Genomic DNA, 26,213 nt, shown 5'->3' with positions numbered 1-26,213 from the left:
GCCACAATGAATACGAGTCTCCCCGCGGGGCTGAACGGATTGCGTGTTTCACGTGAAACGCTCGACAAACTCGAGCATTTTGCCGCGCTTTTTCAGAAATGGGCCAAGTCGATAAACCTGGTGGCGCCATCCACGCTGGACGACCTGTGGCAGCGCCACATTGTCGACAGCCTCCAGATTTTTCGGCTCTCGCCCGCGCCGAAAACATGGGTGGACCTCGGCAGCGGTGGCGGCTTTCCCGGCGTCATCACCGCCATCTGCCTCTCCGAGTTCTCGGATGGCTGGGTGCATCTGGTCGAAAGCAACAATAAGAAGGCTGCCTTCCTCCGCGTGGCGTTGAACGAGACCGGCGCGCGCGGCTCGGTTCATCCGATTCGAATCGAGGCCGCGCCGGCAGTGATTCCCCGCTGCGACGCAATTTCGGCGCGGGCGCTCGCCGATTTGAGCCAGTTGCTGAAGTTTTGCGCGCCCTGGATGCTCGATGCGGACTCCAAAACCGTCGCTTTCTTTCACAAAGGGCGGGATTATCAACCGGAAATCGACAAAGCCGTTAGCCGCTTTCAATTCGATCTGGTAAAACATGCAAGTATCGTCGAGCCGGATTCGGTTGTGCTCGAGATTGCAAATCTTTCACGTCGGACGAAGTGATAGGCGAGCGGAACATGTTTGGCCCAAGAAATCGGATTATCACCATTGCCAACCAGAAGGGCGGTGTCGGCAAGACCACAACCGCCATCAATCTCGCTACGGCGCTGGCGGCGATCGGCGAAAAGGTGCTGATTGTCGATCTCGATCCGCAGGGGAACGCGAGCACCGGGCTCGGAATTCAGCGCCGCGACCGGCACCTGTCCTCCTATGAGCTGATGATGGGGACGCACTCCATCAGTCAGATCGTTCAAAACACTGCCGTGCCGAATCTCTCCATCCTCCCCTCGACGATGGATCTGCTGGGAATCGAAATGGAGATTTCTCGGGAGTCCGACCGTGTCTTCCGGTTGCGCAAGGCGCTGGGATCTCCGGACGCGCTTGCCTATTCCTACGTTCTGGTCGACTGCCCGCCGTCCTTCAATCTCTTGACGATGAACGCTATGGCCGCCGCACATTCGGTCCTTGTTCCTCTGCAGTGCGAGTTCTTCGCCCTTGAAGGGCTCAGCCAACTGCTGGAGACGGTGGATCAGGTCCGTCGCACGGTCAATCCAAGCCTGGATATCCAGGGAATCGTGCTGACCATGTTCGACTCCCGTAACAACCTGGCGCAGCAGGTCGTCAGCGATGTCCGCACGCATCTTGGCGACAAGGTCTATCACACTTTGATCCCGCGCAATGTTCGCGTCTCCGAGGCCCCGTCGCACGGTAAGCCGGCGATCCTCTACGATCTGAAATGCGCCGGCAGCCAAGCCTATCTGCAGCTCGCTTCGGAAGTGATCCAGCGCGAGCGGCAACGCAAGGCAGCGTGATCGTTTCGTTAGCGTAATAAATTGGGTGAGATATGAACGACGACAGCTCCAAGAGACGTCTTGGTCGCGGCTTGGCCGCCCTGATCGGCGAAATGGATCAGCCGTTGCAGACCGGCGCGGCGCCGACTGCTCCGGTCAATCCGGACCGGCGCGTGCCGATCGAGTTCGTGTCGCGTAATCCCCGCAACCCACGCCGGCAGTTCGACGAAGCCGAACTGCAGGATCTGGCAAGCTCGATTCGCCAGCACGGCATCGTGCAGCCTGTCGTCGTCCGGACGGTCAGCCACGAGCGCTACGAAATCATCGCCGGCGAAAGGCGCTGGCGGGCGGCACAACTCGCAGGCTTCACCGAGATTCCGGTGATCGTGCGCGATGTCGATGATCGCACGGCGCTCGAGATCGCAATCGTCGAGAACGTCCAGCGCTCCGACCTCAACCCGCTCGAAGAAGCTCTCGGCTATGAGCAACTGATCGCCGAGCATGGCTACACCCAGAATGATCTCGGTGACATCATCGGCAAGAGCCGGAGCCACGTCGCCAACAGTCTGCGGCTTTTGAAACTGCCGGAGCCGGTGCGCGACATGTTATCGGACGGCAGTCTGTCGGCGGGGCACGCGCGCGCCCTGATCCCGACCTCCGACCCCTTGGCACTAGCGCGCACAATCGTCTCCAAGGGGCTTTCGGTGCGCGAGGCGGAGCGTCTGGCGCAGAACGATATAAAGGCGCAGAACGACCCCAATTTCGCCAAGGGACGGCATCGCGAGGAAAAGGATGCCGATACGCTGGCGCTCGAACGCACCCTTTCGGACAGTCTCGGCCTCGAGGTTACGGTCAGCCATAGGGCCAGCGGCGGACACCTGAAGATCGCCTATAAGACGCTCGACCAACTCGAAGAGATTTGCCGGCTGCTCGAACGGCGCTGAGCGTCGTGCGACAAATCACCTTGTGACCTATACGAAGATGACGCCCCGGCGCAACTATCGGCAACTGCGTTGCACGTCGGGGCTCTTTCTCGTTCGCGGGCTGCGCGTGAGTCGGTATAGCTGCCTCAACGCCTCGCCGATTGGATTGTAATCGCCAACAGATTCTGAATGACGAGACTCTCTTCCAGGCTCTGGCGAGCGCGGCTTTGATAGATCGTTGCCTGTAGCCGGCTCAGTTCGCGCCTGATTGCCGGGGCAGTCCAATGCTTCAGCGCCGCTTCGACGATCGGTTTGCGGCGAAAATGCAGGCCGCGTCCGAGGCTGGCGATCGCCTGGCCGGCCGACTGGCGGTTTGCGTCCATTTCCGCGCGCATCACGTCTAATTGTTGGAACTGCCGCAAACAGGCCTGAAGCACAAGAAACGGGGGCGTCTTCGAGGTCGTGATCTTCTTCATGGCGTGAAGCAGCGCGTCCGTGTCGCCCTGCAGCACCGCATCGACCGCATCGTCGACCGAAATGGCGCTGGCGTCGCCGACGATGCCGAGGACATCCTCCTCGTCGACGATCTCCTTGCCGCGACAGTAGAGCGCGAGCTTGCGGAGCTCGTTGCGCGAGGCCATGCGATCGCCGCCAAGCGCGTCGAGGAGGCGCTCACGCGCCGCCGGGCTTATGCGCAGGCCCGCTTCGGAAAGTTCCTTGTCTATTAGCGTGTGCAGGCTGCGGACATCGTCGCTGTAGCAGGCGATCGAGGCCACCGTGCGGTTTGCTTCCCCCACCTTCCTGAGTGCGGCCCCCTTCTTGAGATCGCCGGCCTCGATGATGAGGCGGCTTCCGGCCGGCGGCTCGGCGGCGAGAATCTGCAGCGCCTCGGCAAGCCCTTTCTCGGCGGACGCTCCGCGCACCCAGACGAGCTTCTCGCCGCCGAAGAGGCCGATGGCATTCACTTCGTCCAGCACGCTTCCGGCCCCTTGCAACTGCGTTGCATCAAGCTTGACCACGGCGAAGGGATCATCGAGCGGTATGCCGAACGCGCCGGCGAGCTGGCCGGCCCGTTCGGAGACGAGGCCGCGATCGGGACCGTAGAGCAGGAAAAGCCGATAGCTCGCCGCAGATCTCTGCAGGAAGTTATCGAACTCGTGCGACTTGACCTCGCTCATGCCACCACCGGATCAGCGGCCGAGGGCGGCGGCAATATCGGCGCTGATGATCTCTGCCAGTTCCTTCGCGGCGCGGTTCTCGCCGTCGCGGATCGCGCGCACCTTTGCGAACTCCTGTTGGGGGAAGTCGACCAACGCAACGGCCGTGCGGTATCCCGCTTTCACCGTCTCCCCCGTAGCCGCCTTCGTCAGGTTGTAGTCCGCCTTCACGACAACGCGGCCGGCGCCCGGGTCATCGTCATCGTCGTCATCATCATCCGTATGGTCATAGAGCACGCCCATCGTCCGGTGCGAGACGTTAAGCGCCAGATGATACTGCGGATTGACGGGTTCGCTCTTGCCGCCCGATGTCAGAAAGATCAGGGCATTCCGGACTTCCTGCTCGACACGATTCTCCGCCTCCGAAATCTCGATCGAGGCCAGCGCCGTCGCGGTCGAACCGGTAGGGCCGTCTGAATAAAGCGGCCGCACCTGGCAGCCGCCGAGCGCCGTCAGCAGCAGGACACCGGCGAGGACGGGAAAGGACCGAAGACGGAAGCCAGCTTTATCAGACAACGACATTGACGATCCTTTGAGGCACGACGATGATCTTTTTCGGGCTGCCGCCGTTGAGCGCGGTTTTCACGGCGTCCAGCGCCAGAACGGCGCTTTCGATCGCACTCTGATCTGCGTCGCGCGCAATTGTCAAATCGGCGCGCTTCTTGCCGTTGATCTGCACCGGCAGGGTGATCTCGTTCTCCATGACGAGAGCCGCGTCGAACTTCGGCCACGGCCGTTCGGCCATGATCCCGTCACCGCCGATCTCGCGCCAGCATTCTTCTGCCAGATGCGGCATCATCGGTGCGATCAGATTGATCAGGATCGCGGTTGCGTCCTTGACAGCGGCGGTCAGTGCCGGATCGGCCTTGCCGCCGGCGACTTGCGTCAGTGGTGCCGCCAGCGTGTTGACCAGTTCATAGATCCGCGCGACCGCCTTGTTGAAGGCGAGCTTGTCGTAGTCGGCCTCCACCGCCTTGAGGGTGCGGTGCGCGGCCTGGGATACGGCAAGCCCCTCGCCTTCAGTCGCTGGGGCCGCTTCGACGCCGCGGAGGTTTTCCGCGGCCTCGGCAATGAGCCTCCAGACGCGCTGGACGAATCGGTGGGCGCCTTCGACGCCCGCCTCGGACCAGATGACATCGCGGTCCGGCGGCGAATCGGACAGGACGAAGAAACGGGCCGTGTCGGCGCCGTAGGAGCCGATGATGTCGTCCGGATCGACGACGTTCTTCTTCGATTTCGACATCTTCTCGATCGAGCCGATGGCGATTTCCTCTCCGGTCTCGATGAGAACTGCGCGTCGCTGGCCGTCGACTTCCTCGATGCGGACTTCAGCGGGGGTGATCCATTCCCGCTGTGCGCCCTCGCCACGGCTATAGGTCTCGTGCACGACCATGCCCTGCGTGAAGAGCCCCTTGAAGGGCTCGTCGATCGCCACGTGGCCCGCGGCCTTCATCGCCCGGGTGAAGAAGCGCGAATAGAGCAGGTGCAGGATCGCGTGCTCGATGCCGCCGATATACTGGTCAACCGGCAGCCAGTGATTGGCGGCGTTCGGATCGGTCGGCTTGTCCTCCCAGGGGGCGGTGAAGCGGGCGAAGTACCAGGAGGAATCGACGAAAGTGTCCATCGTGTCGGTTTCCCGGCGCGCGTCCTTGCCGCACTCCGGACAGGCGACGTGCCGCCAGGTCGGATGCCGGTCGAGCGGGTTGCCGGGTTTGTCGAAGGTGACGTCCGGCGGCAGCGTGACGGGCAGGTCCGCCTTCGGCACCGGAACGACGCCGCAGTCGTCGCAATGGATAACAGGGATCGGGCAGCCCCAATAGCGCTGGCGGGAGATGCCCCAGTCGCGCAGACGGAAATTGACCTTGCGCTCGGCGCGCGGCACGCCATTCAGCGTGTCCTTCTCGAGCTTCGAGGCGATCGTCTCGAAGGCCTCTTCGGTCGAGATCCCGTCGAGGAAGCGTGAATTGATCATCACGCCGTCGCCGACATAGGCCTCGTCTCCGATCGTGAAGGTGGCGGCGTCGGCGTCGTTCGGCATCACTACCGGCACGACCGGCAGGCCGTACTTGCGGGCGAAGTCCAGGTCGCGCTGATCGCCGGACGGGCAGCCGAAGATCGCGCCCGTGCCGTAATCCATCAGCACGAAATTGGCGACATAGACCGGCAGCTCCCAGCTCGGGTCGAGCGGATGCTTGGCGCGGATGCCGGTGTCTATGCCTTTCTTCTCCGCCGTCTCGAGGGCGGCGAGCGACGTGCCGGCGCGCCGGCACTCCTCGCAGAAGGCCTCGATCTCAGCGCTTTTCTCGGCCGCTTCCTTGGCGAGCGGATGATCGGCCGCGATCGCCAGGAACGAGGCCCCGAACAGCGTGTCCGGACGCGTGGTATAGACGGTCACCTCCTTCGTGCCGTCGGGAACCGTTGCCGGGTCGAGCTCCCATCTGAGCAGCAGGCCTTCGGAGCGGCCGATCCAGTTCTTCTGCATCAGCCGCACTTTTTCCGGCCACTGATCCAGCGTGTCGAGCGCGTCGAGCAGGTCCTGGCTGAAATCGGTGATACGGAAGAACCATTGCGTCAGCTCGCGCTGCTCGACGAGCGCGCCGGAGCGCCAGCCGCGGCCGTCGATCACCTGCTCGTTGGCGAGCACGGTATTGTCGACCGGATCCCAATTGACCTTGGATTGCTTTCGGTAGACCAGGCCCTTTTCCAGGAAATCGAGGAAGAGGTACTGCTGGCGCTGGTAATAGGCGGGATCGCAGGTCGCGAATTCGCGGCTCCAGTCGAGCGAAAGGCCCATGACCTTGAGTTGCGCCTTCATCGAGCCGATGTTCTGGTAGGTCCAGCCGGCCGGATGCACGCCGCGCTCCATGGCGGCGTTCTCTGCCGGCATGCCGAAGGCATCCCAGCCCATCGGATGCAGCACGTTGAAGCCGCGGGCGCGCTTATAGCGGGCGACGACGTCGCCCATGGTGTAGTTGCGCACATGCCCCATGTGGATCCGCCCGGACGGATAGGGGAACATCTCCAGCACGTAATATTTCTCGCGCGGATCGTCGTTCTTCGTCTCGAAGACCTTGCGTGCTTCCCATTCCTGCTGCCAGCGCGGTTCGGCATCGCGCGGATTATATCGTTCGGTAGCCATGTCTTTTGTCGATGTTCCGGAAAATCTGCGGGGCCAAAGCCCTCATGATAGCTGGCGTGACCTTCATCACGAAACCACTCAAGCGTCAAGTTTTGAAGGGTTTGGCACCGAACTTTGGCGTATTCCAGCCGTCGGACCTCACGCGGGCTTGGCAAGCAGCGCAAGTTTCAATAATCCGCAGGGAGTTGTCGAAGCGGTTCTTGGATCGGGAGCATGAGGATGGAAGTTGAGGAGCGGCTAAGCGAGGTCCTGAGCCGGATTCGTGAGAGCGAAAAAGCTGCGAACCGTCCGGAGCATGCGGTGGGCCTGGTTGCCGTTTCGAAAACCTTTGGTGCCGAGGCGATACGGCCCGTCATCGCCGCCGGCCAGCGCGTATTCGGCGAAAACCGCGTGCAGGAGGCGCAGGCGAAGTGGCCTGAGCTTAGAAACGAAACGCCTGATCTCGAGCTGCACCTGATCGGCCCGCTGCAATCCAACAAGGCCGCGGACGCGGTGGCGCTCTTCGACGCTATCGAGACGATCGATCGGGAGAAGATCGCCCGCGCCGTTTCCGCGGAAATGAAGCGCCAGGGGCGTAATCTCAGGCTCTACGTACAGGTCAATACCGGCCTCGAACCGCAGAAGGCGGGCGTGGCCCCGGAAGAGACGGTCGCCTTCGTCCGCTTCTGCCACGGCGAACTGGGCTTGAGCATCGAAGGGCTGATGTGCATTCCGCCGATCGAGGAGAATCCGGGCCCGCATTTCGCCTTGCTCGCCAAGCTTGCGGCGCAATGCGGCCTTGCAAAGCTCTCCATGGGCATGTCCGGCGATTTCGAAACCGCGATCGCTTTCGGTGCCACGAGCGTGCGGGTCGGCTCCGCCATCTTCGGCGCACGCTGAGCGCCGTTCCCCTTTCGTCGGGCTTCACCTTTATCTCCGTTGGCCTATCCTCGTTAGCCGAGGAGCCGGGCTTTCGTCCGGAAAAGTCAATGGGAGGAACGGAGATGGCGAGCCGCTATTCCGAAGTGTATGCCGCATGGAAAGCCGATCCGCACGGCTTCTGGGCCGATGCCGCTCAGGCGATCGACTGGTTCAAGAAGCCCGAGCGGATTTTCGAGCCTGAACGCGGGACCTATGGACATTGGTTCGTCGATGGCGTTACCAACACCTGCTACAATTGTCTCGATCGCCACGTGGAGGCGGGACGCGGTGAGCAGGCGGCTTTCATCTACGACAGCCCCGTCACCCACCGGATTGAGAAGATCTCCTATGCCTCGCTGCTCGCGGACGTGAAGGCGATGGCGGCGGTCTATTGCAAGCTTGGCATCGGCAAGGGCGACCGGATCATCATCTATATGCCGATGATCCCTCAAGCGGCGATCGCCATGCTGGCGGCAGCGCGCATCGGCGCGGTACATTCCGTCGTCTTCGGCGGTTTCGCCGCCAATGAGCTCGCCGTTCGCATTGACGATTGCCAGGCCAAGCTCGTCGTCTCGGCGAGCTGCGGCCTGGAGCCCGGGCGTACCGTCGCCTACAAGCCTCTGCTCGACCAGGCGATCGAGATCGCCGGCAACAAGCCCGCGCATTGCCTGATCTTCCAGCGCGACATACTCACCGCAGACATGCTGCCGGGCCGCGACATCGATTTCGCCGAGGCGCTTGCCGCGGCGAAGGAGGCCGGCGAGGACGTGCCCTCTACGCCCGTCGCCTCCAACGATCCGCTCTATGTGCTCTACACATCGGGGACTACCGGACAGCCAAAGGGCGTCGTGCGCGACAATGGCGGCCACATGGTCGCGCTCAAATGGTCGATGGAGAATTTCTTCGGCGTACGGCCGGGCGAAGTCTTCTGGGCGGCGTCCGACATCGGCTGGGTGGTCGGGCACTCCTACATCGTTTACGGGCCGCTCCTCCACGGCTGCACCTCGATCCTCTTTGAAGGCAAGCCGGTCGGAACGCCGGATGCCGGAACCTATTGGCGCATCATCGCCGAACACGGCGTCGCGGTCATGTTCACGGCGCCGACGGCGCTGCGCGCGATCCGCAAGGAGGATCCCGACGCTTCCCATGCGGCCCGCCACGATCTGTCGCGCTTCCGCGCCCTCTATCTGGCGGGCGAACGCGCTGATCCAGACACGATCCGCTGGGCCGAACGAGCGCTCGGCGTGCCCGTCATCGACCACTGGTGGCAGACGGAAACCGGCTGGCCTGTCGCCGGCAATCCCATGGGCCTCGGACTCTTGCCGGTGAAATACGGTTCGCCGGCGGTTCCGTTACCCGGCTATGACGTGCGGGTCGTCGACGATGCCGGCCACCCGGTGGAAGCCGGGACACTCGGCAACGTCGTTATCAAGCTGCCCTTGCCTCCCGGTTGCCTGCCGACGCTTTGGAACGCCGATCACCGCTTCCATGCGGCCTACCTCGAGGAATATCCCGGCTTCTACAAGACGGCGGACGCCGGCTATATCGACGAGGACGGCTATATCTTCATCATGGCGCGCACCGACGACATCATCAACGTCGCCGGGCACCGCCTGTCGACGGGTGCGATGGAGGAGGTCTGTGCCAGCCATCCGGACGTCGCCGAATGCGCCGTGATCGGCATTGCCGACCCCCTCAAGGGACAGGTGCCGACAGGCTTCCTGGTCATCAATTCCAATGTTTCCCGTGAAACGGCGGAAATCGAGCAGGAGGTCATCGGTCTCGTGCGCGAACGCATCGGCCCCGTCGCCGCCTTCAGGACGGCGATCTGCGTCAAGCGGCTGCCGAAGACCCGCTCCGGCAAGATCCTGCGCTCGACGATGCAGAAGATAGCCGATCGCCAGCCCTGGAAGATGCCGGCGACGATCGATGACCCGACGATTCTGGATGAGATCGCGGCGGCGCTGCGGGCGAAGGGCATTGGGGTTTAAGGGCAATTCGAGCTTAAACTAGAGCCAAACAAAAACCCGGACCGTGCGGCCCGGGTTTCTGCATGTCGTCGATGACGAAGCAATCAGTAGTCGTCGTCCTCGTCGTCCTTGCGATCCGACTTCAGCGATTTTAGCTTGGCGAAGACGGCATCGGCGTCGATTTCCTTCTCCTCCTCGCGCTCGTAATTGTAACCGAGCTTTTCGGTCTCTTGGGCGGCCTCGAGGGTCGCGCCCGTCTCGGCGGCCGAGGGCAGCGGGCGGCCCTTGGAGGCGCGTTCGACTTCTAGGTCGAGGTCGATCTGCGAGCATAGGCCGAGCGTCACCGGATCCATCGGCGTCAGATTAGCCGAGTTCCAGTGGGTGCGCTCGCGGATCTGCTCGATCGTCGTCTTCGTCGTGCCGACGAGCCGCGAAATCTGCGCGTCCTTGAGCTCCGGATGGTTGCGCACCAGCCAGAGGATGGCATTCGGACGGTCCTGGCGCTTGGAGACCGGCGTGTAACGCGGGCCCTTGCGCTTGGAGTCCGGCACGCGGACCTTAGGCTCGGAGAGCTTGAGCTTGTGGTTCGGATTTGACTCGCCGCGTGCGATCTCGTCGCGCGAAAGCTGACCGGTAGCAATTGGATCGAGGCCCTTGATGCCCTGCGCCGATTCACCGTCGGCAATTGCCTTCACCTCGAGCGGGTGCAGCTTGCAGAACTGCGCGATCTGGTCGAACGACAGCGCGGTGTTGTCAACGAGCCAGACGGCTGTTGCCTTGGGCATAAGCAGTTGCTGAGCCATGGATATAGTCCTTTTGTCCGCCGCGCCGGTGTCGCGGGCCGTGGAGTCTACCACTGATTTCCGGGAATTGGGCGTTCTATACCGTTCTTGTCTCGAAATTGCAATTCTTCACTTCCAAATGTGCTTTTGTCTAATTGCGGCTGTGCTTTGACCTGCTATGAATCGTCCAAAGGGCGGTTGGAGTGCCGCTAAAGAGCGGCGCGCACCCGCTCTATGTTTGGATGGATCATATTGATGTTCTGGGAGGATTTGACCCACGATCATCGAGATCCAGGCAGAAATGCGCAGGGAGGAAGAATATGGACGTCAAGACCCACCCGGTCCTGGAAGCGGCCAAGAGCCGCACTCTCATCGACAATGAGACTTATCTCAAATGGTATGAAGAGAGCATTGCAGATCCGGACAAGTTCTGGGGCGAGCACGGAAAGCGTATCGATTGGTTCGAGCCCTATACCAAGGTCAAGAACACCTCCTTCGAGGGTAGTGTCTCGATCAAGTGGTTCGAAGACGGGCTCACCAACGTCTCCTACAATTGCATCGACCGGCACCTCAAGACCCACGGCGAGAAGACCGCGATCATCTGGGAAGGGGATAATCCCTATCTCGATAAGAAGATCACCTATAACGAGCTCTACGACAAAGTTTGCCGGCTTGCCAACGTCTTGAAGAAGCATGGCGTCAAGAAGGGTGATCGCGTCACCATCTACATGCCGATGATTCCGGAGGCGGCCTATGCAATGCTCGCCTGCGCTCGCATCGGCGCCATCCACTCGGTCGTTTTCGGCGGTTTCTCGCCCGAGGCTCTGGCTGGCCGGATCGTCGACTGCGAGTCCACTTTCGTCATCACCTGCGACGAAGGCGTGCGCGGCGGCAAGCCGGTACCGCTCAAGGAAAACACCGATACGGCGATCGACATCGCCGCCAAGCAGCATGTCATGGTCGACAAGGTGTTGGTGGTGCGCCGTACCGGCGGCAAAGTCGGCTGGGCGCCGGGGCGCGATGTCTGGTACCACCAGGAGACCGCGACGGTCGAGCCGCATTGCCCGCCGGAGAAGATGAACGCCGAAGATCCGCTGTTCATCCTCTACACGTCAGGCTCGACCGGCAAGCCGAAGGGCGTTCTTCATACGACCGGCGGTTATCTCGTCTACGCCTCGATGACACATCAATATGTGTTCGACTACCACGACGGCGATATCTATTGGTGCACCGCCGATGTCGGCTGGGTGACGGGCCATTCCTATATCGTCTATGGGCCGCTCGCCAATGCGGCGACGACGCTGATGTTCGAAGGCGTGCCGAACTTCCCGGATGCTGGCCGCTTCTGGGAAGTGGTCGACAAGCACAAGGTCAATATTTTCTACACGGCGCCGACCGCGATCCGTTCGCTGATGGGCGCCGGCGACGACTTCGTCAAGCGCTCGTCGCGCTCCTCGCTACGTCTGCTCGGAACGGTCGGCGAGCCGATCAATCCGGAAGCCTGGGAGTGGTACTACCACGTCGTCGGCGATGAGCGCTGCCCGATCGTCGATACCTGGTGGCAGACGGAAACCGGCGGTATCCTGATCACGCCCCTGCCCGGCGCGACCGATCTCAAGGCGGGTTCGGCGACACGCCCCTTCTTCGGCGTCCAGCCGCAGATCGTCGACAATGAAGGCAAGGTGCTCGAGGGGTCGGCCGATGGCAATCTCTGCATCGTCGACAGTTGGCCGGGGCAGATGCGCACGGTCTACGGCGATCATGAGCGCTTCGTGCAGACCTATTTCTCGACTTACAAGGGCAAATACTTCACCGGCGACGGCTGCCGCCGCGACGAGGACGGGTATTATTGGATCACCGGCCGCGTCGATGACGTGCTCAATGTCTCCGGCCATCGTCTCGGTACGGCCGAAGTCGAATCCGCGCTCGTGTCGCACCATCTCGTGTCGGAGGCGGCGGTCGTCGGCTATCCGCACCCGATCAAGGGACAGGGCATCTATTGCTATGTCTCGCTGATGGCGGGCGAAGTCGGCAGTGACGAGTTGCGCCAGGAACTCGTCAAGCATGTCCGCTCCGAGATCGGGCCGATCGCGACGCCCGACAAGATCCAGTTCGCCCCCGGCCTGCCGAAGACGCGCTCGGGCAAGATCATGCGCCGGATTCTCCGCAAGATCGCCGAGGACGATTTCGGTTCCCTCGGCGATACCTCGACGCTTGCAGATCCGACGGTTGTCGACGACCTGATCGCCAATCGTCAGAACCGCGCTTGATGTCGGATGCCCGGGCCCTCGGCTGGGACTGGTTTCTTTAGCCGGATTCTCTTTCTGAGCCGGCCTGAGCACATCAGGCGTACTGGTATTTTGACTCATCTCCTCCGTCATCCTCGGGTCAAGCCCGAGGATGACCACAGGAGGATTTGGCGCGCAAAGTTCACGTTGGTGCGTGACTGGCACTCTATCTTTTCCGAGGCGGTTAGGGCTTCGCATTCAATCGGATTCGTGCGACGCGCTTTAGGTGTTTGTTTTTGTGCATGTCGTCATCTCAAAACCGCTGCACACTTTTGGGCGACATGTACCAATTGACGACGGTGATTTCGCGAAGGAAACGACCTCTAGAGGGACGGTAAGCGCCGGGGCGAAGTAATGTGAAATAATATGGGGCCTCGAACGTCCACAGGTGGGGCCCCACTAGACCCCCAATATCAGAAATCGATCGCTCGCCCCTTGATCTCCCAGTCGCCGAATCGGGCCGGATCGAGACCGCCGCGCCCGCCGACTTCGGCAGGCATTTCGTTCGGCTGTTCGGCGCGCCGCCGCTCCTCCGCCTCCTCGAGCGCGCGAAGGGCGGCCGGCGGCAGCGGCCGTTTGGGATGATCGGGGGAATTGTCGTTGTCGTTCTGCATCTCGAGGTGCCGGTGTATCGTGACGATATTGAAGCGCGGAGTGTTTATCCCCATCATATAAGCGCTTCCGTGCGAACGGAAAACCTGATTCACGTGAAACGTTCGGGCGATATAGGCGGAACAGAAAGCAGTCGCGCTTGGTTTTCCACCGGATCGCCGCACGGACGACGATACGAATATGGCTGGAGCTCATTCATGAACCACGTGCGCACCGCAATGCTGCTCGCCTTTATGACCGTCCTATTCATGGCCGTCGGCTATGTCATCGGCGGCCGAGGCGGCATGATGATCGCCCTCGTGATCGCCGCGGGCATGAACTTCTTCTCCTACTGGAACTCCGATCGCATGGTGCTCGCCATGTATCGCGCACAGGAGGTCGACGAGCGCAGCGCGCCCGAATATTACGGCATCGTGCGCGATCTGGCGCGGAACGCCGGCCTGCCGATGCCGCGCGTCTATGTCATCGACAGCCCGCAGCCGAACGCCTTTGCCACCGGTCGTAACCCTCAGAATGCGGCGGTCGCCGCCTCGACGGGCCTGCTGCACTCGCTCTCCTCCGAGGAGGTCGCCGGCGTCATGGCGCACGAGTTAGCGCATATCCAGAATCGCGACACATTGACGATGACGATCACCGCAACGCTTGCCGGTGCGATTTCGATGCTCGGCAACTTCGCCTTCTTCTTCGGCGGCAACCGCGAGAACAACAATCCTCTCGGCTTCGTCGGTGTGCTGATCGCGATGATCGTCGCGCCGCTTGCGGCCGCCCTGGTACAGATGGCAATCAGCCGCACGCGCGAATATTCCGCCGATCAGCGCGGCGCGGAAATCTGCGGCAACCCACTCTGGCTTGCCACAGCGCTCAGAAAAATCGCCGGAGCCGCGCATGTCATCCACAATGACGACGCCGAGCGCAATCCCGCGACCGCGCATATGTTCATCATCAATCCGCTCTCGGGCGAGCGAATGGACAATCTCTTTTCGACCCATCCGAACACGGAGAACCGCGTCGCGGCGCTGGAGAGAATGGCCCAGGAGATGGCGACGGGCTCGACGGCGCCGGTTCGCGCTGATAGTCACGTGCGCAAATCGCGCTCTGTCCCGAGAACCGGCTGGGGTCGCGGTGGTTCCGAACCGCCGAAAGGCCCCTGGTCCTGATGTCCGAAGATAGAAGAAACGATTCACGTCCGAAACGAGCCCGAATCCACAAGCCGTCCCGAACGGAAGACCCGCACCGCGGCGCTGCCGCGAAACCAGGGCTGAGAAGTCGTCAGGCCGCCGCCAAGATCTTGGGCGCCGTGATCGACCGCAAGACGCCGCTCGACGGCATGCTCGACCAGGAGCATGGAAACCCAGCCTATCGCGAGCTCAGTGACGCCGACCGCGCGCTGGTCCGCGCCATCCTCAATTCCGCGCTCCGCCATCTGCCGCGCATAAAGTTCGCGATCGATTCGCTGTTGCAGACGCCGTTGCCGGAGGGCGCCCGCGCTCTCGAACATGTGCTGACCGTTGCCGCGGCGCAAATCCTCTATCTGGATGTTCCCGATCATTCCGCCGTCGATCTTGCAGTCGAGCAGGCTCAGTTAGACCCGCGCAACCGGCGCTTCGCGAGCCTCGTCAACGCCGTGCTCCGGCGGCTTTCGCGTGAGAAGGAGGCCATTCTCGAAAAAGTCGGCAGCGTTCCGGCGATACCGGCCTGGTTCCATGAAAGACTTGTTACGCACTACGGCCGCGCCGAGGCTGAGCGCATATCGGAAGCGCAGCTCATTCCCGCCGCCATCGATCTCTCGGTGAAGTCCGATCCCGCCTCCTGGGCCGAGCGTCTCGGCGGCACGGTCCTGCCGACCGGTTCCGTCAGGCTCGGCGACTTTTCCGGCGCGATCCCGTCGCTGCCCGGTTTTGCGGAAGGCGCGTGGTGGGTCCAGGATGCGGCCGCCTCCATTCCGGCGCGTCTTTTTGGAGATATCGCCGGCAAGACGGTGGTGGATCTCTGCGCCGCGCCCGGAGGCAAGACCGCCCAGCTTGTGCTCGCCGGTGCAGAAGTGATGGCGCTCGACCAGTCGTCGAGCAGGCTCAGGCGCCTCAAAGCCAATCTCGATCGGCTCGGCCTCGAAGCCCGCACGAAGGAGATCGATATGGCCGCATTCCAGCCGGAAGAGCTCTTCGACGCGGCGCTTCTCGATGCGCCCTGCTCGTCGACCGGCACGACGAGGCGGCATCCGGATGTGCTCTGGACCAAGGGGCCGGAAGACGTCGAGAAGCTCGCGCGCCTGCAGGAGCGGCTGCTTCGCCACGCGCTTTCTGTCGTGAAGGCCGGTGGTCTGGTCGTCTTTTCCAACTGCTCGCTCGATCCGCGTGAGGGCGAGGAGGTCGTGGCCCGTGTTCTGGCCGATGGCGGGTGTGAGCGTGTTCCGATTGCGGTGGCCGACTGGCCGGGGCTCGAAGAGGCGATCACCCCCGTCGGCGAGTTCCGCACGACTCCCGCCATGCTGCCGCTCGATCCGCCTTTTTCCGGCGGGCTCGACGGTTTCTATGCCGCGGTGCTGCGCCGGGGGCGGGTTTGAGCGAGGCTCCTTCAACAGTCTGTTTTGTCGCGACAATTGACGCTTTCGGGTGCGCCCGCCTATCAATGGCGCCAGATTGATAAAAGTTTAATAATCCTTCCGGCACCATTCGGCCTACTGCATGATCCTGAAATCAGAGGTCAGTTCAAGGATCATGACGCAATTCAAAGTGCTACAGCGTCCTTTCGTGCGTCGGCAAGGCGCACGCCGCTGAGGGAAGGGAATCAGGCGCGATCCGCGCAGGCGCCTCTCAAGCGCTTCGAAGGGTCCGTTGCAGTCATGAGGAAACCTACGGGCGCCGATGCCGTTCTCCAATAAACGAAGGCTCCTCTACCTGTACCTGCGCGAAGGCTGGCGCCGCTTTTCGCGCCGGCTTGCGCTCGGCCGCATGACGGCGCTCCGCTTTGCCGGCTCGACGCCCGATCGGTTGATCGTTGCGCCCACCGATCTCAGGGCGATCGATCCCTTCGTCGCAGAGGAAATTCTAGAGGGTCGTTATCCGTTGGGCGGCCGCGTGCTCGACACGGAAGGCGAATCGCCCTTCGAGATCGACTTGCCCTCACACGAGTTCGCGATTCGGCTGCATTCCTTCGGCTGGCTGCGCCACATGCGTGCCATCCAGGACGAAGCCGGCTATGTGAAACTGCGCCAGATCATGGACGAATGGATCGGCGGCCACGGTCGCAGCATCGGCGGCATTCCCTGGGAGGCGGATGTCGTCGCCCACCGCATCGTCGCCTGGCTGTCGCATTCGCCGGTGGTGCTGCGCAATGCCGAGCACGGGTTCTATCGTCGCTTCCTGAAGAGCCTCGCCTTCCAGATCCGCTATCTGCGCCACATTGCCGAGACCGTTCCCGAGGGGGAGGCGCGGCTGAGGGCCCGGCTCGCAATTGCCATGGCGTCTGTCGCGATGCCGGCCTCGGCCTCTACCATCCGCAAGGCGGCGCGTCATCTCGACCTGGAGCTCGATCGTCAGATCCTGCCTGACGGCGCCCATTTTTCGCGCAACCCGCGGGCGAGCCTCGAGCTGCTGCTCGATCTGCTGCCGCTCCGCCAGACCTATGTCAATCTCGGGCACGAAGTACCGTCGCGGCTCATCCCTTGTATCGACCGGATGTATCCTGCGCTCCGCTTCTTTCGCCATCAAGGCGGAGAGCTCGCACTCTTCAACGGCGCGACGTCGGTGCTTGCGCACGAGCTCGCCTCGGTGCTGCGCTACGACGAAACGGCAGGCGAGCCCTTCCGTTCGCTGCCGCATGCCCAATACGAGCGGCTGTCGCTCGGCGACACCGTTATCATCATGGATACCGGCCTACCTCTTTCGGTCGATCTTTCGCGAAGCGCTCATGCGGGCTGCCTCTCCTTCGAGATGTCGTCTGGCAGAAGCCGTTTCGTCATCAATTCCGGCGCACCGAAATTCGCCGGCGAACGATTCCGGCTGATGGCGCGTCTCACCGCGGCGCATTCCACGGTCACGATCAATGACACGTCCTCCTGCCGATTTTCGCAGTCGGCTTTCCTTGGGCCGGTCATGACGAGCAGCCTGTCGCGTGTCGACGTCGAGAGACGGGATGAGCCCGGAAGCATCGAATCGGTCAAGGCGAGCCATGACGGCTATCTTGCTCCCTTCGGGCTGATCCACGAGCGCGATATCGGGATCTTGAGCGGCGGCCGCCTGGTTCGCGGTCGCGACCGCCTGTCGCGGCACGACGGCAGCGACCCGGGTCCGGCCGATACAGGAGTCGCGGTCGCCCGTTTCCATATTCATCCGGCAATCGGCATGCGCCAGCGCAGCGAGAGCGAGGTATACCTCTCCGCGCCCGACGGCGAAGTCTGGCTCTTTGCCTGCCGAGATGGCGCGTTGGCGATCGAGGAGGACGTCTTCTTCGCGGATCCCTCTGGTGTGCGAGCCTCCTCGCAGATAACGGTAACGTTCGCCGTGGCTGCACAGCCGGAAATCCAGTGGACTTTCACGCGCGAGGCCTAAGAATCCAACAAGCTGCCAGCTTCTGGCGGTGCCGAAGGTTTCTTCCCCGGGCAAGCTATGCTAACGGGCAGCCATCCCAATCGCCGGAACCAGTTCCTAAGCGTCCGGCGCTGCCCAAAGGAGCAAGGTCGATGGCTGTCGCCTCCAAGAAAATCCCCGCCCCGGACGAGGTTCGGATCAAAACCGCCCTCCTTTCCGTTTCAGACAAGACCGGCATCGTCGAACTCGCCCGCGCGTTGCATCAGAAAGGCGTGCGGCTGGTCTCGACCGGCGGCACGCACAAGGCGCTCACCGACGCAGGCCTTCCGGTCAGCGACGTCTCGGAGCTAACCGGTTTTGCGGAGATCATGGACGGTCGCGTCAAGACGCTTCATCCCGCTGTTCATGGCGGTCTTCTCGCCATTCGTGACGACGCCGAACACGTTGCCGCGATGAACACGCACGGCATTGCCGCCATCGACCTCGCCGTCATCAATCTCTATCCATTCGAGGAGGTCCGCGCCAAGGGCGGCGATTATCCGACAACGGTCGAGAACATCGACATCGGCGGCCCGGCTATGATCCGCGCGTCGGCCAAGAACCATGCCTATGTGACGATCGTCACTGATCCGGCCGACTATTCCCCGCTGCTTGAGGAAATCGCGGGCGGCACGACCCGCTACGCCTTCCGCCAGAAAATGGCGGCCAAGGCCTATGCCCGCACGGCGGCCTATGATGCGGCGATCTCCAACTGGTTTGCCGAGGCGCTCGATACGCCGATGCCCCGCCACCGGGTGATCGGCGGCGTGCTCAAGGAAGAGATGCGCTACGGCGAGAACCCACATCAGAAGGCCGGGTTCTACGTGACCGGCGAAAAGCGGCCGGGCGTTGCGACCGCAACGCTCATTCAGGGCAAGCAGCTCTCCTACAACAACATCAATGATACGGACGCGGCTTACGAGCTGGTGGCGGAGTTCCTGCCGGAAAAGGCACCCGCCTGCGCGATCATCAAGCACGCCAACCCCTGCGGTGTGGCGACCGCGCCCTCGCTCGCCGAAGCCTATCGGCGGGCTCTTGCCTGCGATTCCACCTCGGCCTTCGGCGGCATCATCGCGCTCAACCAGGAGCTCGACGCCGAGACGGCGGAAGAGATCGTCAAGCTCTTCACCGAAGTGATCATCGCACCGTCGGTCAGCGACGAAGCGAAGGCGGTCATCGCCCGCAAGCCGAACTTGAGGCTGCTTGCGGCCGGCGGCCTGCCGGATCCGCGCACGCCCGGTCTCACCGCCAAGACGGTCGCCGGGGGCCTGCTCGTCCAAACGCGCGACAACGGCATGGTCGAGGACCTGGAACTGAAGGTCGTCACCAGGCGCGCACCGAGCGCGCAGGAGCTCGAGGATATGAAGTTCGCCTTCAAGGTGGCGAAGCACGTCAAGTCGAACGCGGTCGTCTATGCCAAGGACGGCCAGACGGCCGGCATCGGCGCCGGCCAGATGAGCCGCGTCGACTCCGCTCGCATCGCTGCCATCAAGGCGGAGGAGGCGGCCAAAACTCTTGGCTTCGCTGAGCCGCTGACGCGCGGTTCGGCAGTCGCCTCGGAGGCCTTCCTGCCCTTCGCCGACGGTCTCCTCTCCGCGATCGCCGCCGGTGCCACCGCCGTTATCCAGCCGGGCGGCTCGATGCGCGACGAAGAGGTCATCGCCGCCGCGAACGAGCACAATGTCGCCATGGTGTTCACAGGGATGCGGCATTTCCGGCATTGACGGGGCGCGTACTCTTCGGAGGGCCGGCTGCGACGCTCAGGCGTTTCACGCCGGCCGATGAGCCGGATAAGGCGTGCGCAGGAGGAGGACGAGCCCGACGGCCAGGAAGGCGACCAGCGCCATCATGCCGGTCCGGGCCGATCCGGTCATGACCGTGATCGTCGCCACCGAGGCAGGGGCGAGGAACGAAGTGGCGCGTCCGGAAAGCGCGTAAAGCCCGAAATACCGCCCGGTCTCATCCGGTGAGACGCTGCGGGCGAGATAGGAGCGCGACGACGCCTGGACCGGGCCAAAGGCGAGACCGACAAGCAGGCCATAAAGAATATAGGCCTTCTCGGCCGCGGTGCCGAAGAGCCCGCCCGAATCCTCGTTCGGCAATGGCATGAGCCCGAAAAGCGTGAAGCCCGGCCCTGTCGACACGATACCGAGCGTGGCAAGGGTAAGACAGACGAGACTTGCGACGACGATCCTCTTGGAACCAAGGCGGGCATCGAGCCGGCTCGCGTAAAGGCATCCGCCGATGGCGACGACGTTCAATATGATGCCGTAAAGGCCAAGCTCCATCGTCCGCCAGCCGAACATGCCGGCCGCAAAGGTGCCGCCGAGCGCGAGCAGACCGTTGACGCCGTCCTGGAAGATCATGCGCGCGATCAGGAAGCGCAGTATGCCGGCCCTCTCCTTCAGTTCGCCGAGTGTGCCCTTGAGCTCCGCGAGGCCCCGTGCCGTCGCCTCCGCCAGCGAGGTCGTCGCCTTTTGCGCATCCGGCGTGAACAGGAACATCGGCAGGATGAAGATCAGGTACCAGAGGGCAGAGATCGGACCGGTAATGCGGGCATCCTCGCCTTCATTCGGGTCGAGCCCGAACAGCGGATCGAGGCCGAGCGCCGTGTTGCCGGTTTCCGGGCTTCCGGCGATGAAAGCGACCACGGCGATCAGGACGATCATGCCGCCGAGGTAGCCCATTCCCCAGGCGATGTTCGATATCCGCCCCACCTCTCTTTCGCTCACGAGACGCGACATCATCGAATCGTTGAAGACGATCGAAAATTCGGCTGCGACGGTCGCGAGCGCCAGAAAGATCGCCGGATAGAGGAGCGGCGAGCCCGGGGCGGCGAACCAGAGCATGCCGAGCGAGATGATCTTGATGGCGGCGAAGAAGCCGATCCACGGCTTACGGGGACCGGTCGCATCGGCGATTGCGCCGAGGACCGGCGAAAGCACGGCGATGGCGATACCCGAGATCGTCAGTGTGTAGCCCCAGACCGCCTGTCCATGGACGGGATCGGCCGTTAGCCGGGAAACGAAGTAGGGCGCGAAGATGAAGGTGGTGATCACGGTGAAGAAGGGCTGCGCCGCCCAGTCGAACAGCATCCAGCCGATTATGCCGAGACGCGGCGTTTTCGGCTTCTCCGCTCGCCCGGCCGTGATCTCCAAGTTTCCCCTCCGAACATGCTCGCTCGCTCCGCGTCGAGATCGCGCTCGAACGGGGAATCAGTTCCCCCGGACCAGCACGGCCCGGGGATTTTGTCATTTCGACCTGCCGCGTGCAAGGTCGCTGAGAAGGCCGGCTGCGACCGTGACTTTGGCGAGGGTTGTCTCGCCCTTTTCGGTCAGGAGCCGCAATTGATCGCCGACGCTTGAGACGCGTGCGCGATCCTGTTCCTGCCAGGCGAGAACAGGGCTTCGGTCGCGCTTGTGTTCGACAAGTGCGGCGATGGTGATGTCGCGGCGGGCGGTGGCGATATCGGTAACGGCCCGCGACAGCGCCATGGCCTCGAATTGCTCGGTGGCAGGCACGCGGTCGGCGGCGGCGAGCAGGCGGTTGATCCGGAGGTTCTCCGTTACCGCAAAATAGCCTTGAGCCGTGCGGTTCAGTGATTCGCCCGTCACGACGGCGATCTGCATGATCTCCGGTACGAGCGTCATCAGCGACAGCTCGGCGATCTCCTCCGCGAGCTTGGCCGGCACGCCGTTTTCGATGAAGGCGGCGGCTTTCAGGCGCGCTTCCTCGGCGCTCTCGCTCGAGATCGCCGCGCGCATCGTGCCGCGCAGCTTCTGCAGTCCGTCACGCAGTCGCAGGACCGCATCGGAAACAAGCCCGGAGGATGCACCGGTACGCAGTGCCCTTTCGGTGACGAGTGCGAAAACGCGCCCGACATCCTGATAGAGCCTGTTCTGGACCTGGCCGCCGACTTTGTTGTCGAGTGCGTCGATCTCAGCATAGATGCGCGGCAGGTCGAAACCGTCGAGCGCGAGCACGGCAGCCTTGACGACGTCGGCGGAAAGAAAGCCCGTCGCATCGGTCAGCGTCGAGACGAAGGCAGGACCGCCGCGATTGATCGCTTCGTTCGCGAGCACGGTGGCGATGATCTCGCGGCGCAGCCGATGGCCATGGATGTCGCCGGCATAGGTCTTGCGCATCTTCGCCGGGAAGTACCGCTCCAGCGTCGCGGTGAAATAGGGATCGTCCGGAAGCTCGCTCTGGATCAATTCTTCGAACAGCACCAGCTTGGCATAGGAGAGCAGCACACCGATTTCCGGACGCGTCAGCGGCTTGCCGGCCTGATAGCGTTCGCTCATCGCCTGGTCCGTCGGCAGCGTCTCGACCTTGCGGTTGAGATGGCCGTCGGTCTCTAGCCGCGCCATCAGCCGCGCCAGCGGCGTGCGGTTGGCGAGGCCGTGCATCTCGGTGAGCGAGATCGCCAGCGATTGCTGGTAGTTGTTGCGCAGGACGAGCTGGGCGACTTCGTCCGTCATCGAGGCCAGAAGCGTATTGCGCTTGGGCCGGGTCAGGCGGCCATCGCGCATAGCCGAGGCGAGCGCGATCTTGATGTTGACCTCGACGTCGGAGGAATTGACGCCGGCCGAATTGTCGATGGCGTCGGAATTGCAGCGCCCGCCTGCGAGCGAGAAGCCGATGCGGCCCTTCTGGGTGACACCGAGATTGGCGCCCTCGCCGATCACCCGTGCCCGCACCTCTTCCGCGGTCACGCGGATCGGGTCGTTGGCGCGGTCACCGACTTCCGCATCGGTCTCATTGCTGCCTCGCACATAGGTGCCGATGCCGCCGAACCACAGAAGGTCGACCTGGCTCTTCAGGATTGCGTTCATGATCTCGAAGGGCGTCGCCTTCTGTTTGTCGATGCCGATCGCCGCCATCGCCTCCGGCGTCAGCGTCACCAGCTTCTCGGCGCGCGAAATGATCATCGCTCCGGGCGAAAGCGCCTTGCGGTCATAGTCCTGCCAGCTCGAGCGCGGCAGCGCGAACATGCGCTTGCGTTCGGCGAAGGAGAGATCGGTATCTGGATTCGGATCGATGAAGATGTCGCGATGGTCGAAGGCGGCGATCAGCCGGATCTTTTCCGACAGCAGCATGCCGTTGCCGAAGACGTCGCCCGACATGTCGCCGACGCCGGCAACCGTGAAGGGCGTCGTCTGGATGTCGGTGTCCATCTCGCGGAAGTGCCGCTTGACGGCTTCCCAGGCGCCACGGGCAGTGATGCCCATCTTCTTGTGGTCGTAGCCTGCAGAGCCGCCGGAGGCGAAGGCGTCGTCGAGCCAGAAGCCCGCTTCCTGGGCGAGCGCGTTCGCCGTGTCCGAGAAGGTTGCGGTGCCCTTGTCGGCCGCGACGACGAAATAGGGATCGTCGCCGTCGAGGCGCAGCGTATCCGCGGGCGGCACGATATCCGGGCCGACGATGTTGTCGGTCACCGACAGAAGGGTGCGGATATAGGTTTTATAGGCTTCGGTTCCCGCCTTGAAGATCTCGTCGCGGCTGCCGCCGAGGGGAAGCCGCTTCGGATAGAAGCCACCCTTGGCGCCGACCGGAACGATGACGGCGTTCTTCACCTGCTGCGCCTTGACGAGGCCCAGCACCTCGGTACGGTAGTCCTGCGCCCGGTCGGACCAGCGAAGGCCGCCGCGCGCCACCTTGCCGAAGCGCAGGTGTACGCCTTCGACCTCGGTGCCGTAGACGAAGATCTCGCGGAACGGCCGCGGCTCGGGCAGGCCTTCAAGCTGCTTCGGATCGAGCTTGAAGGCGAGAACTGCACGCGGACTTCCGTCCGCTCCCTTCTGGAAATAGTTGGTGCGGAGTGTCGACTGGACGACGTTGACATAGCGGCGCAGGATCCGGTCCTCGTCGAGGCTTGGCACGGCTGAGAGAGCCTCCTCGACGCCCGCGAGCAAGGAGTTGCATTTCTTCGTTCGCGTCTTTGCGTCTGCCTTGGGATCCATGCGTGTCGCAAAGAGACGGAATATGTCGGCGGCGATCGCCGGATATTTGTTCAGCGTGTCGGCGATATAGCCCTGCGAGTAGGTGATGCCCGCCTGGCGCAGATAGCGCGCATAGGCGCGCAGCACCGTCACCTCGCGCGCGGTGAGGCCGGCGAGCAGGACCAGCCGGTTGAAGTTGTCGTCCTCGGTCGTGCCGCTCCAGGCGGCGAGGAAGGCTTCTTCCAGCGCCGCGCCGGTCTTGGCGAGATTGAGGGCATGACCGTCGCGGTAGATGAGTTCCATATCGTGCAGGACGACGTCGCGCGGTTCCTCGGCGCCGACGCGCACGCCGATGTCGTAGGTCTGCTCGCTGATGACGCGGAAGCCGAGGTTTTCGAGGAGCGGTACGCGGCGGGAGAGCGAGACGGGGGTGTCGGCGTGGAAGATCTTCAGTTCCAGCGTGTCCGGCCTTTCCTGGCTACGGTGATAGAAGGAAATGCGGATCGGATCGTCCGCCTTGCAGGCGGCGATGTCGCCGAGGTCGGCATAGGCTTCGCCGGGCGTGAAGGCCGCCTGATAGGCTTCGCCAGCGGAGATCTCGATGCCCTCGTTGCGGGCGAGCAGGTTGAAGCGGTCGATCCAGCGGGTGACGATGGCGCGCACCGCCTCCTCGAGCTTGGCCTGCGGAACGCGCGGCGTCTTGCCGCCGGAGCGGCCGATGATGAAATGGACGCGCGCCAGCCCGCCTTCGGGGAAGGCCGGATAATAGGCCGAGACCCGTCCGTCATAGACCGTTTTCAGGTAGTTGCCGATCTTCTCGCGAACGTCGGAATCATATTGCTCGCGCGGCACGAAGACGAGAACCGAGACGAAGCGGTCGAAATGGTCGATGCGCGGCAACACGCGCACACGCGGCCGGTCGCCGAGTTCGTTGATCTGTTCGCAGAAGGCGGCAAGCAGGCCGACGTCGATCTGGAAGAGATCGTCGCGCGGATAGGATTCCAGCGTGTTCGCCAGGGTCTTGCCGGAGTGGCTCTGCGGGTCGTAGCCGAAATGATCGATGACCTTCTCGATCTTGTGTCTGAGGAGCGGAATTTCCGCCGCTTGCCGTGTATAGGCGGTCGAGGTGAAGAGCCCGACGATGCGGAGCTCGCCGACGACATTGCCGGAGGCGTCGAAGCGCTTGATGCCGATATAATCCATATAGGCGCGGCGGTGGATCACCGATTTCACATTCGCCTTGGTGACGATCAGGAAGTCCGGTCCTTCGAGGAAGGCTATGATCTCCGGCGTCGTCAGCACCGCGTCCTTGCCTTGGCGCAATACTCGCACATCGGGATTGGACAAAATGCCGAGCCCCCTGCCCTTGCCGCGCTCGACCGTCGCCTGATCGCCCTTGCCGGAATAGGTGTATTCCCGCATGCCGAGGAAGGTGAAATTGTTGTCCCTTAGCCAGCCAAGGAAGGCCCGCGCCTCGTCGCGATCGCTCTTCTTGCGGGAGGCGTTGTAATCCGCGAGTTCTTGCATCGCCTGGTCGAGCAGGGCTGTCATCGCCGGCCAGTCGTGCACCGCCTGATGAACCTGGTCGAGGACGTCCGCGATGCGCTTACTGAGCTGACGCGCCTCGAGCGGTGCAAGCTTGTTCAGGTGGATCTGAATATGGCTGACCCGGTGGGCCGGATCACTCTCCTCGTCCGGATCGTAGAGCTTCACGGACTCGCCCGGCTCCATTACCAGGATGGGATGGATCGCTAGGTGGATATCGCGATGGGTGCTCGTTACCTCGCCCATGACCGAATCATAGAGGAACGGCATGTTGCGCTCGGTGACGGCGATGATCGAGACCTCGGTGCCGCCCGGCGTGACGCCCGGAATGGTTTCCACCGAAACCCGCGGCTTGCCGCCGTCCCAGCGGGCAAGTTCGTCGCGGGCGTGCGCAGCGGTCAGCGCCAGCATTTCGGGCGTGTAGAGGTCGAGATCGTCGTTGCTCGCGCCGCCGAAAAGGATTTCGGGTGGCAGGGTTTCAGCCCCGATCTTGGTCACCGCCGCCCGGGCCGCATCGATATGCCGATCCCGCTTCGGATTGTATTTCACGCCCATGAACTCGCTCCCCACTCAAGACAGGAATCAACCTATCAGAACCCTGGCCAATGGCGACCGCTTTTTATGATGGATTTCGGCAAAATCGAGCCTGTTTTTGGAGAAATTCGCGCAGTTTTGGCCTAAATCCATTTAAATCGGAGGCGATTTTGAAAAAATCGCTCGAAAAAACATCAAAACGAACAAAAAAGCCGAGGCGCGGGCCATCTTGTTTTCGCGCGTCTCATTGACAGGATCGTGACAGCCGGCAGACCACTCGACGTGGTTCGAATCGAGCCGCGATCGTGGTCGATGCCACTCAGCTGAGGGCGGGCAACGGAACGCGCTTTTCGTGGTGCG

General features: G+C 62.8%; 17 protein-coding genes. 10 read left to right on the top strand and 7 right to left on the bottom strand.

The window, feature by feature from the left end; translation table 11 throughout:
• Positions 1 to 6 precede the first annotated feature (6 nt).
• The 3 genes from rsmG to AYK65_RS16765 are packed head-to-tail and all read left to right on the top strand — an operon-like array spanning position 7 to position 2,380.
• The gene (rsmG, locus tag AYK65_RS16775) at positions 7 to 648 is read left to right on the top strand and encodes a 16S rRNA (guanine(527)-N(7))-methyltransferase RsmG (RefSeq protein WP_081159042.1); all 642 of its coding nucleotides are present in this window, start codon (positions 7 to 9) and stop codon (positions 646 to 648) included.
• A 14-nt stretch (positions 649 to 662) separates the two neighbouring features.
• Complete coding sequence (locus tag AYK65_RS16770) at positions 663 to 1,457, top strand: ParA family protein (protein ID WP_081159041.1); 795 nt, start codon at positions 663 to 665, stop codon at positions 1,455 to 1,457.
• A 32-nt stretch (positions 1,458 to 1,489) separates the two neighbouring features.
• Complete coding sequence (locus AYK65_RS16765) at positions 1,490 to 2,380, top strand: ParB/RepB/Spo0J family partition protein (RefSeq protein ID WP_081159040.1); 891 nt, start codon at positions 1,490 to 1,492, stop codon at positions 2,378 to 2,380.
• A gap of 125 nt (positions 2,381 to 2,505) precedes the next feature.
• Here the strand turns inward: AYK65_RS16765 and holA are convergent, their stop codons facing one another.
• From holA to leuS, 3 genes are read right to left on the bottom strand one after another with little or no spacing between them, the layout of a single operon-like run.
• Positions 2,506 to 3,537, bottom strand: coding sequence for a DNA polymerase III subunit delta (holA, locus tag AYK65_RS16760; protein WP_081159039.1), 1,032 nt, complete (start codon positions 3,535 to 3,537; stop codon positions 2,506 to 2,508).
• A 12-nt stretch (positions 3,538 to 3,549) separates the two neighbouring features.
• A complete protein-coding gene (locus AYK65_RS16755; RefSeq protein ID WP_046120602.1) occupies positions 3,550 to 4,098 on the bottom strand; it encodes an LPS assembly lipoprotein LptE in 549 nt (182 codons plus the stop codon).
• Positions 4,085 to 6,715 carry a leucine--tRNA ligase gene (gene leuS, locus AYK65_RS16750; RefSeq protein ID WP_081159038.1) on the bottom strand — a complete coding sequence of 877 codons (2,631 nt, stop codon included), beginning with the start codon at positions 6,713 to 6,715 and terminating at the stop codon, positions 4,085 to 4,087. Before leuS ends, AYK65_RS16755 begins: the two co-directional genes overlap by 14 nt.
• Before the next feature lie 219 nt (positions 6,716 to 6,934).
• Here leuS and AYK65_RS16740 point away from each other — a divergent pair, with 219 nt between their 5' ends.
• Both AYK65_RS16740 and AYK65_RS16735 read left to right on the top strand, forming a co-directional pair.
• Positions 6,935 to 7,594 (top strand): YggS family pyridoxal phosphate-dependent enzyme, encoded by a 660-nt coding sequence (locus AYK65_RS16740; protein WP_046120600.1) that lies wholly within the window; start codon positions 6,935 to 6,937, stop codon positions 7,592 to 7,594.
• Positions 7,595 to 7,698: 104 nt separating this feature from the next.
• Positions 7,699 to 9,606, top strand: a complete 1,908-nt coding sequence (locus AYK65_RS16735; RefSeq protein WP_081159093.1) for an AMP-binding protein — start codon at positions 7,699 to 7,701, stop codon at positions 9,604 to 9,606.
• Between the two features lie 83 nt (positions 9,607 to 9,689).
• Here AYK65_RS16735 and AYK65_RS16730 read toward each other — a convergent pair whose 3' ends face one another.
• Positions 9,690 to 10,388 (bottom strand): DUF1013 domain-containing protein, encoded by a 699-nt coding sequence (locus tag AYK65_RS16730; RefSeq protein ID WP_026615305.1) that lies wholly within the window; start codon positions 10,386 to 10,388, stop codon positions 9,690 to 9,692.
• Between the two features lie 299 nt (positions 10,389 to 10,687).
• Between AYK65_RS16730 and acs the strand changes: the two genes are divergently transcribed.
• A complete protein-coding gene (acs, locus tag AYK65_RS16725) occupies positions 10,688 to 12,637 on the top strand; it encodes an acetate--CoA ligase (RefSeq protein WP_081159036.1) in 1,950 nt (649 codons plus the stop codon).
• A 431-nt stretch (positions 12,638 to 13,068) separates the two neighbouring features.
• On the opposite strand, the gene AYK65_RS16720 is transcribed toward acs, so the two are convergent.
• A complete protein-coding gene (locus AYK65_RS16720) occupies positions 13,069 to 13,269 on the bottom strand; it encodes a DUF1674 domain-containing protein (protein ID WP_139015737.1) in 201 nt (66 codons plus the stop codon).
• Between the two features lie 195 nt (positions 13,270 to 13,464).
• On the opposite strand from AYK65_RS16720, the gene htpX reads away from it, so the two are divergent.
• The 4 genes from htpX (at position 13,465) to purH (ending at position 19,559) form a co-directional block, all read left to right on the top strand.
• On the top strand, positions 13,465 to 14,424 hold the full coding sequence (gene htpX / locus AYK65_RS16715; RefSeq protein ID WP_081159034.1) for a zinc metalloprotease HtpX: 960 nt from the start codon (positions 13,465 to 13,467) through the stop codon (positions 14,422 to 14,424).
• Positions 14,424 to 15,830 (top strand): RsmB/NOP family class I SAM-dependent RNA methyltransferase, encoded by a 1,407-nt coding sequence (locus AYK65_RS16710; RefSeq protein WP_026615309.1) that lies wholly within the window; start codon positions 14,424 to 14,426, stop codon positions 15,828 to 15,830. Before htpX ends, AYK65_RS16710 begins: the two co-directional genes overlap by 1 nt.
• A 301-nt stretch (positions 15,831 to 16,131) precedes the next feature.
• Positions 16,132 to 17,817 (top strand): heparinase II/III family protein, encoded by a 1,686-nt coding sequence (locus AYK65_RS16705; protein WP_081159032.1) that lies wholly within the window; start codon positions 16,132 to 16,134, stop codon positions 17,815 to 17,817.
• Positions 17,818 to 17,948: 131 nt separating this feature from the next.
• A complete protein-coding gene (gene purH / locus AYK65_RS16700) occupies positions 17,949 to 19,559 on the top strand; it encodes a bifunctional phosphoribosylaminoimidazolecarboxamide formyltransferase/IMP cyclohydrolase (RefSeq protein ID WP_081159031.1) in 1,611 nt (536 codons plus the stop codon).
• A 45-nt stretch (positions 19,560 to 19,604) separates the two neighbouring features.
• Here the strand turns inward: purH and AYK65_RS16695 are convergent, their stop codons facing one another.
• Positions 19,605 to 20,993 (bottom strand): MFS transporter, encoded by a 1,389-nt coding sequence (locus AYK65_RS16695; RefSeq protein WP_026615312.1) that lies wholly within the window; start codon positions 20,991 to 20,993, stop codon positions 19,605 to 19,607.
• A gap of 93 nt (positions 20,994 to 21,086) precedes the next feature.
• Entirely contained in the window at positions 21,087 to 25,874 is a 4,788-nt protein-coding gene (locus tag AYK65_RS16690) for an NAD-glutamate dehydrogenase (protein ID WP_081159029.1), read from the bottom strand.
• Positions 25,875 to 26,213: the final 339 nt, after the last annotated feature.

The organism is Ensifer aridi (genome assembly GCF_002078505.1).
GTDB lineage: Bacteria > Pseudomonadota > Alphaproteobacteria > Rhizobiales > Rhizobiaceae > Sinorhizobium > Sinorhizobium aridi.
This window is presented reverse-complemented; position numbering and strand designations above follow the sequence as displayed.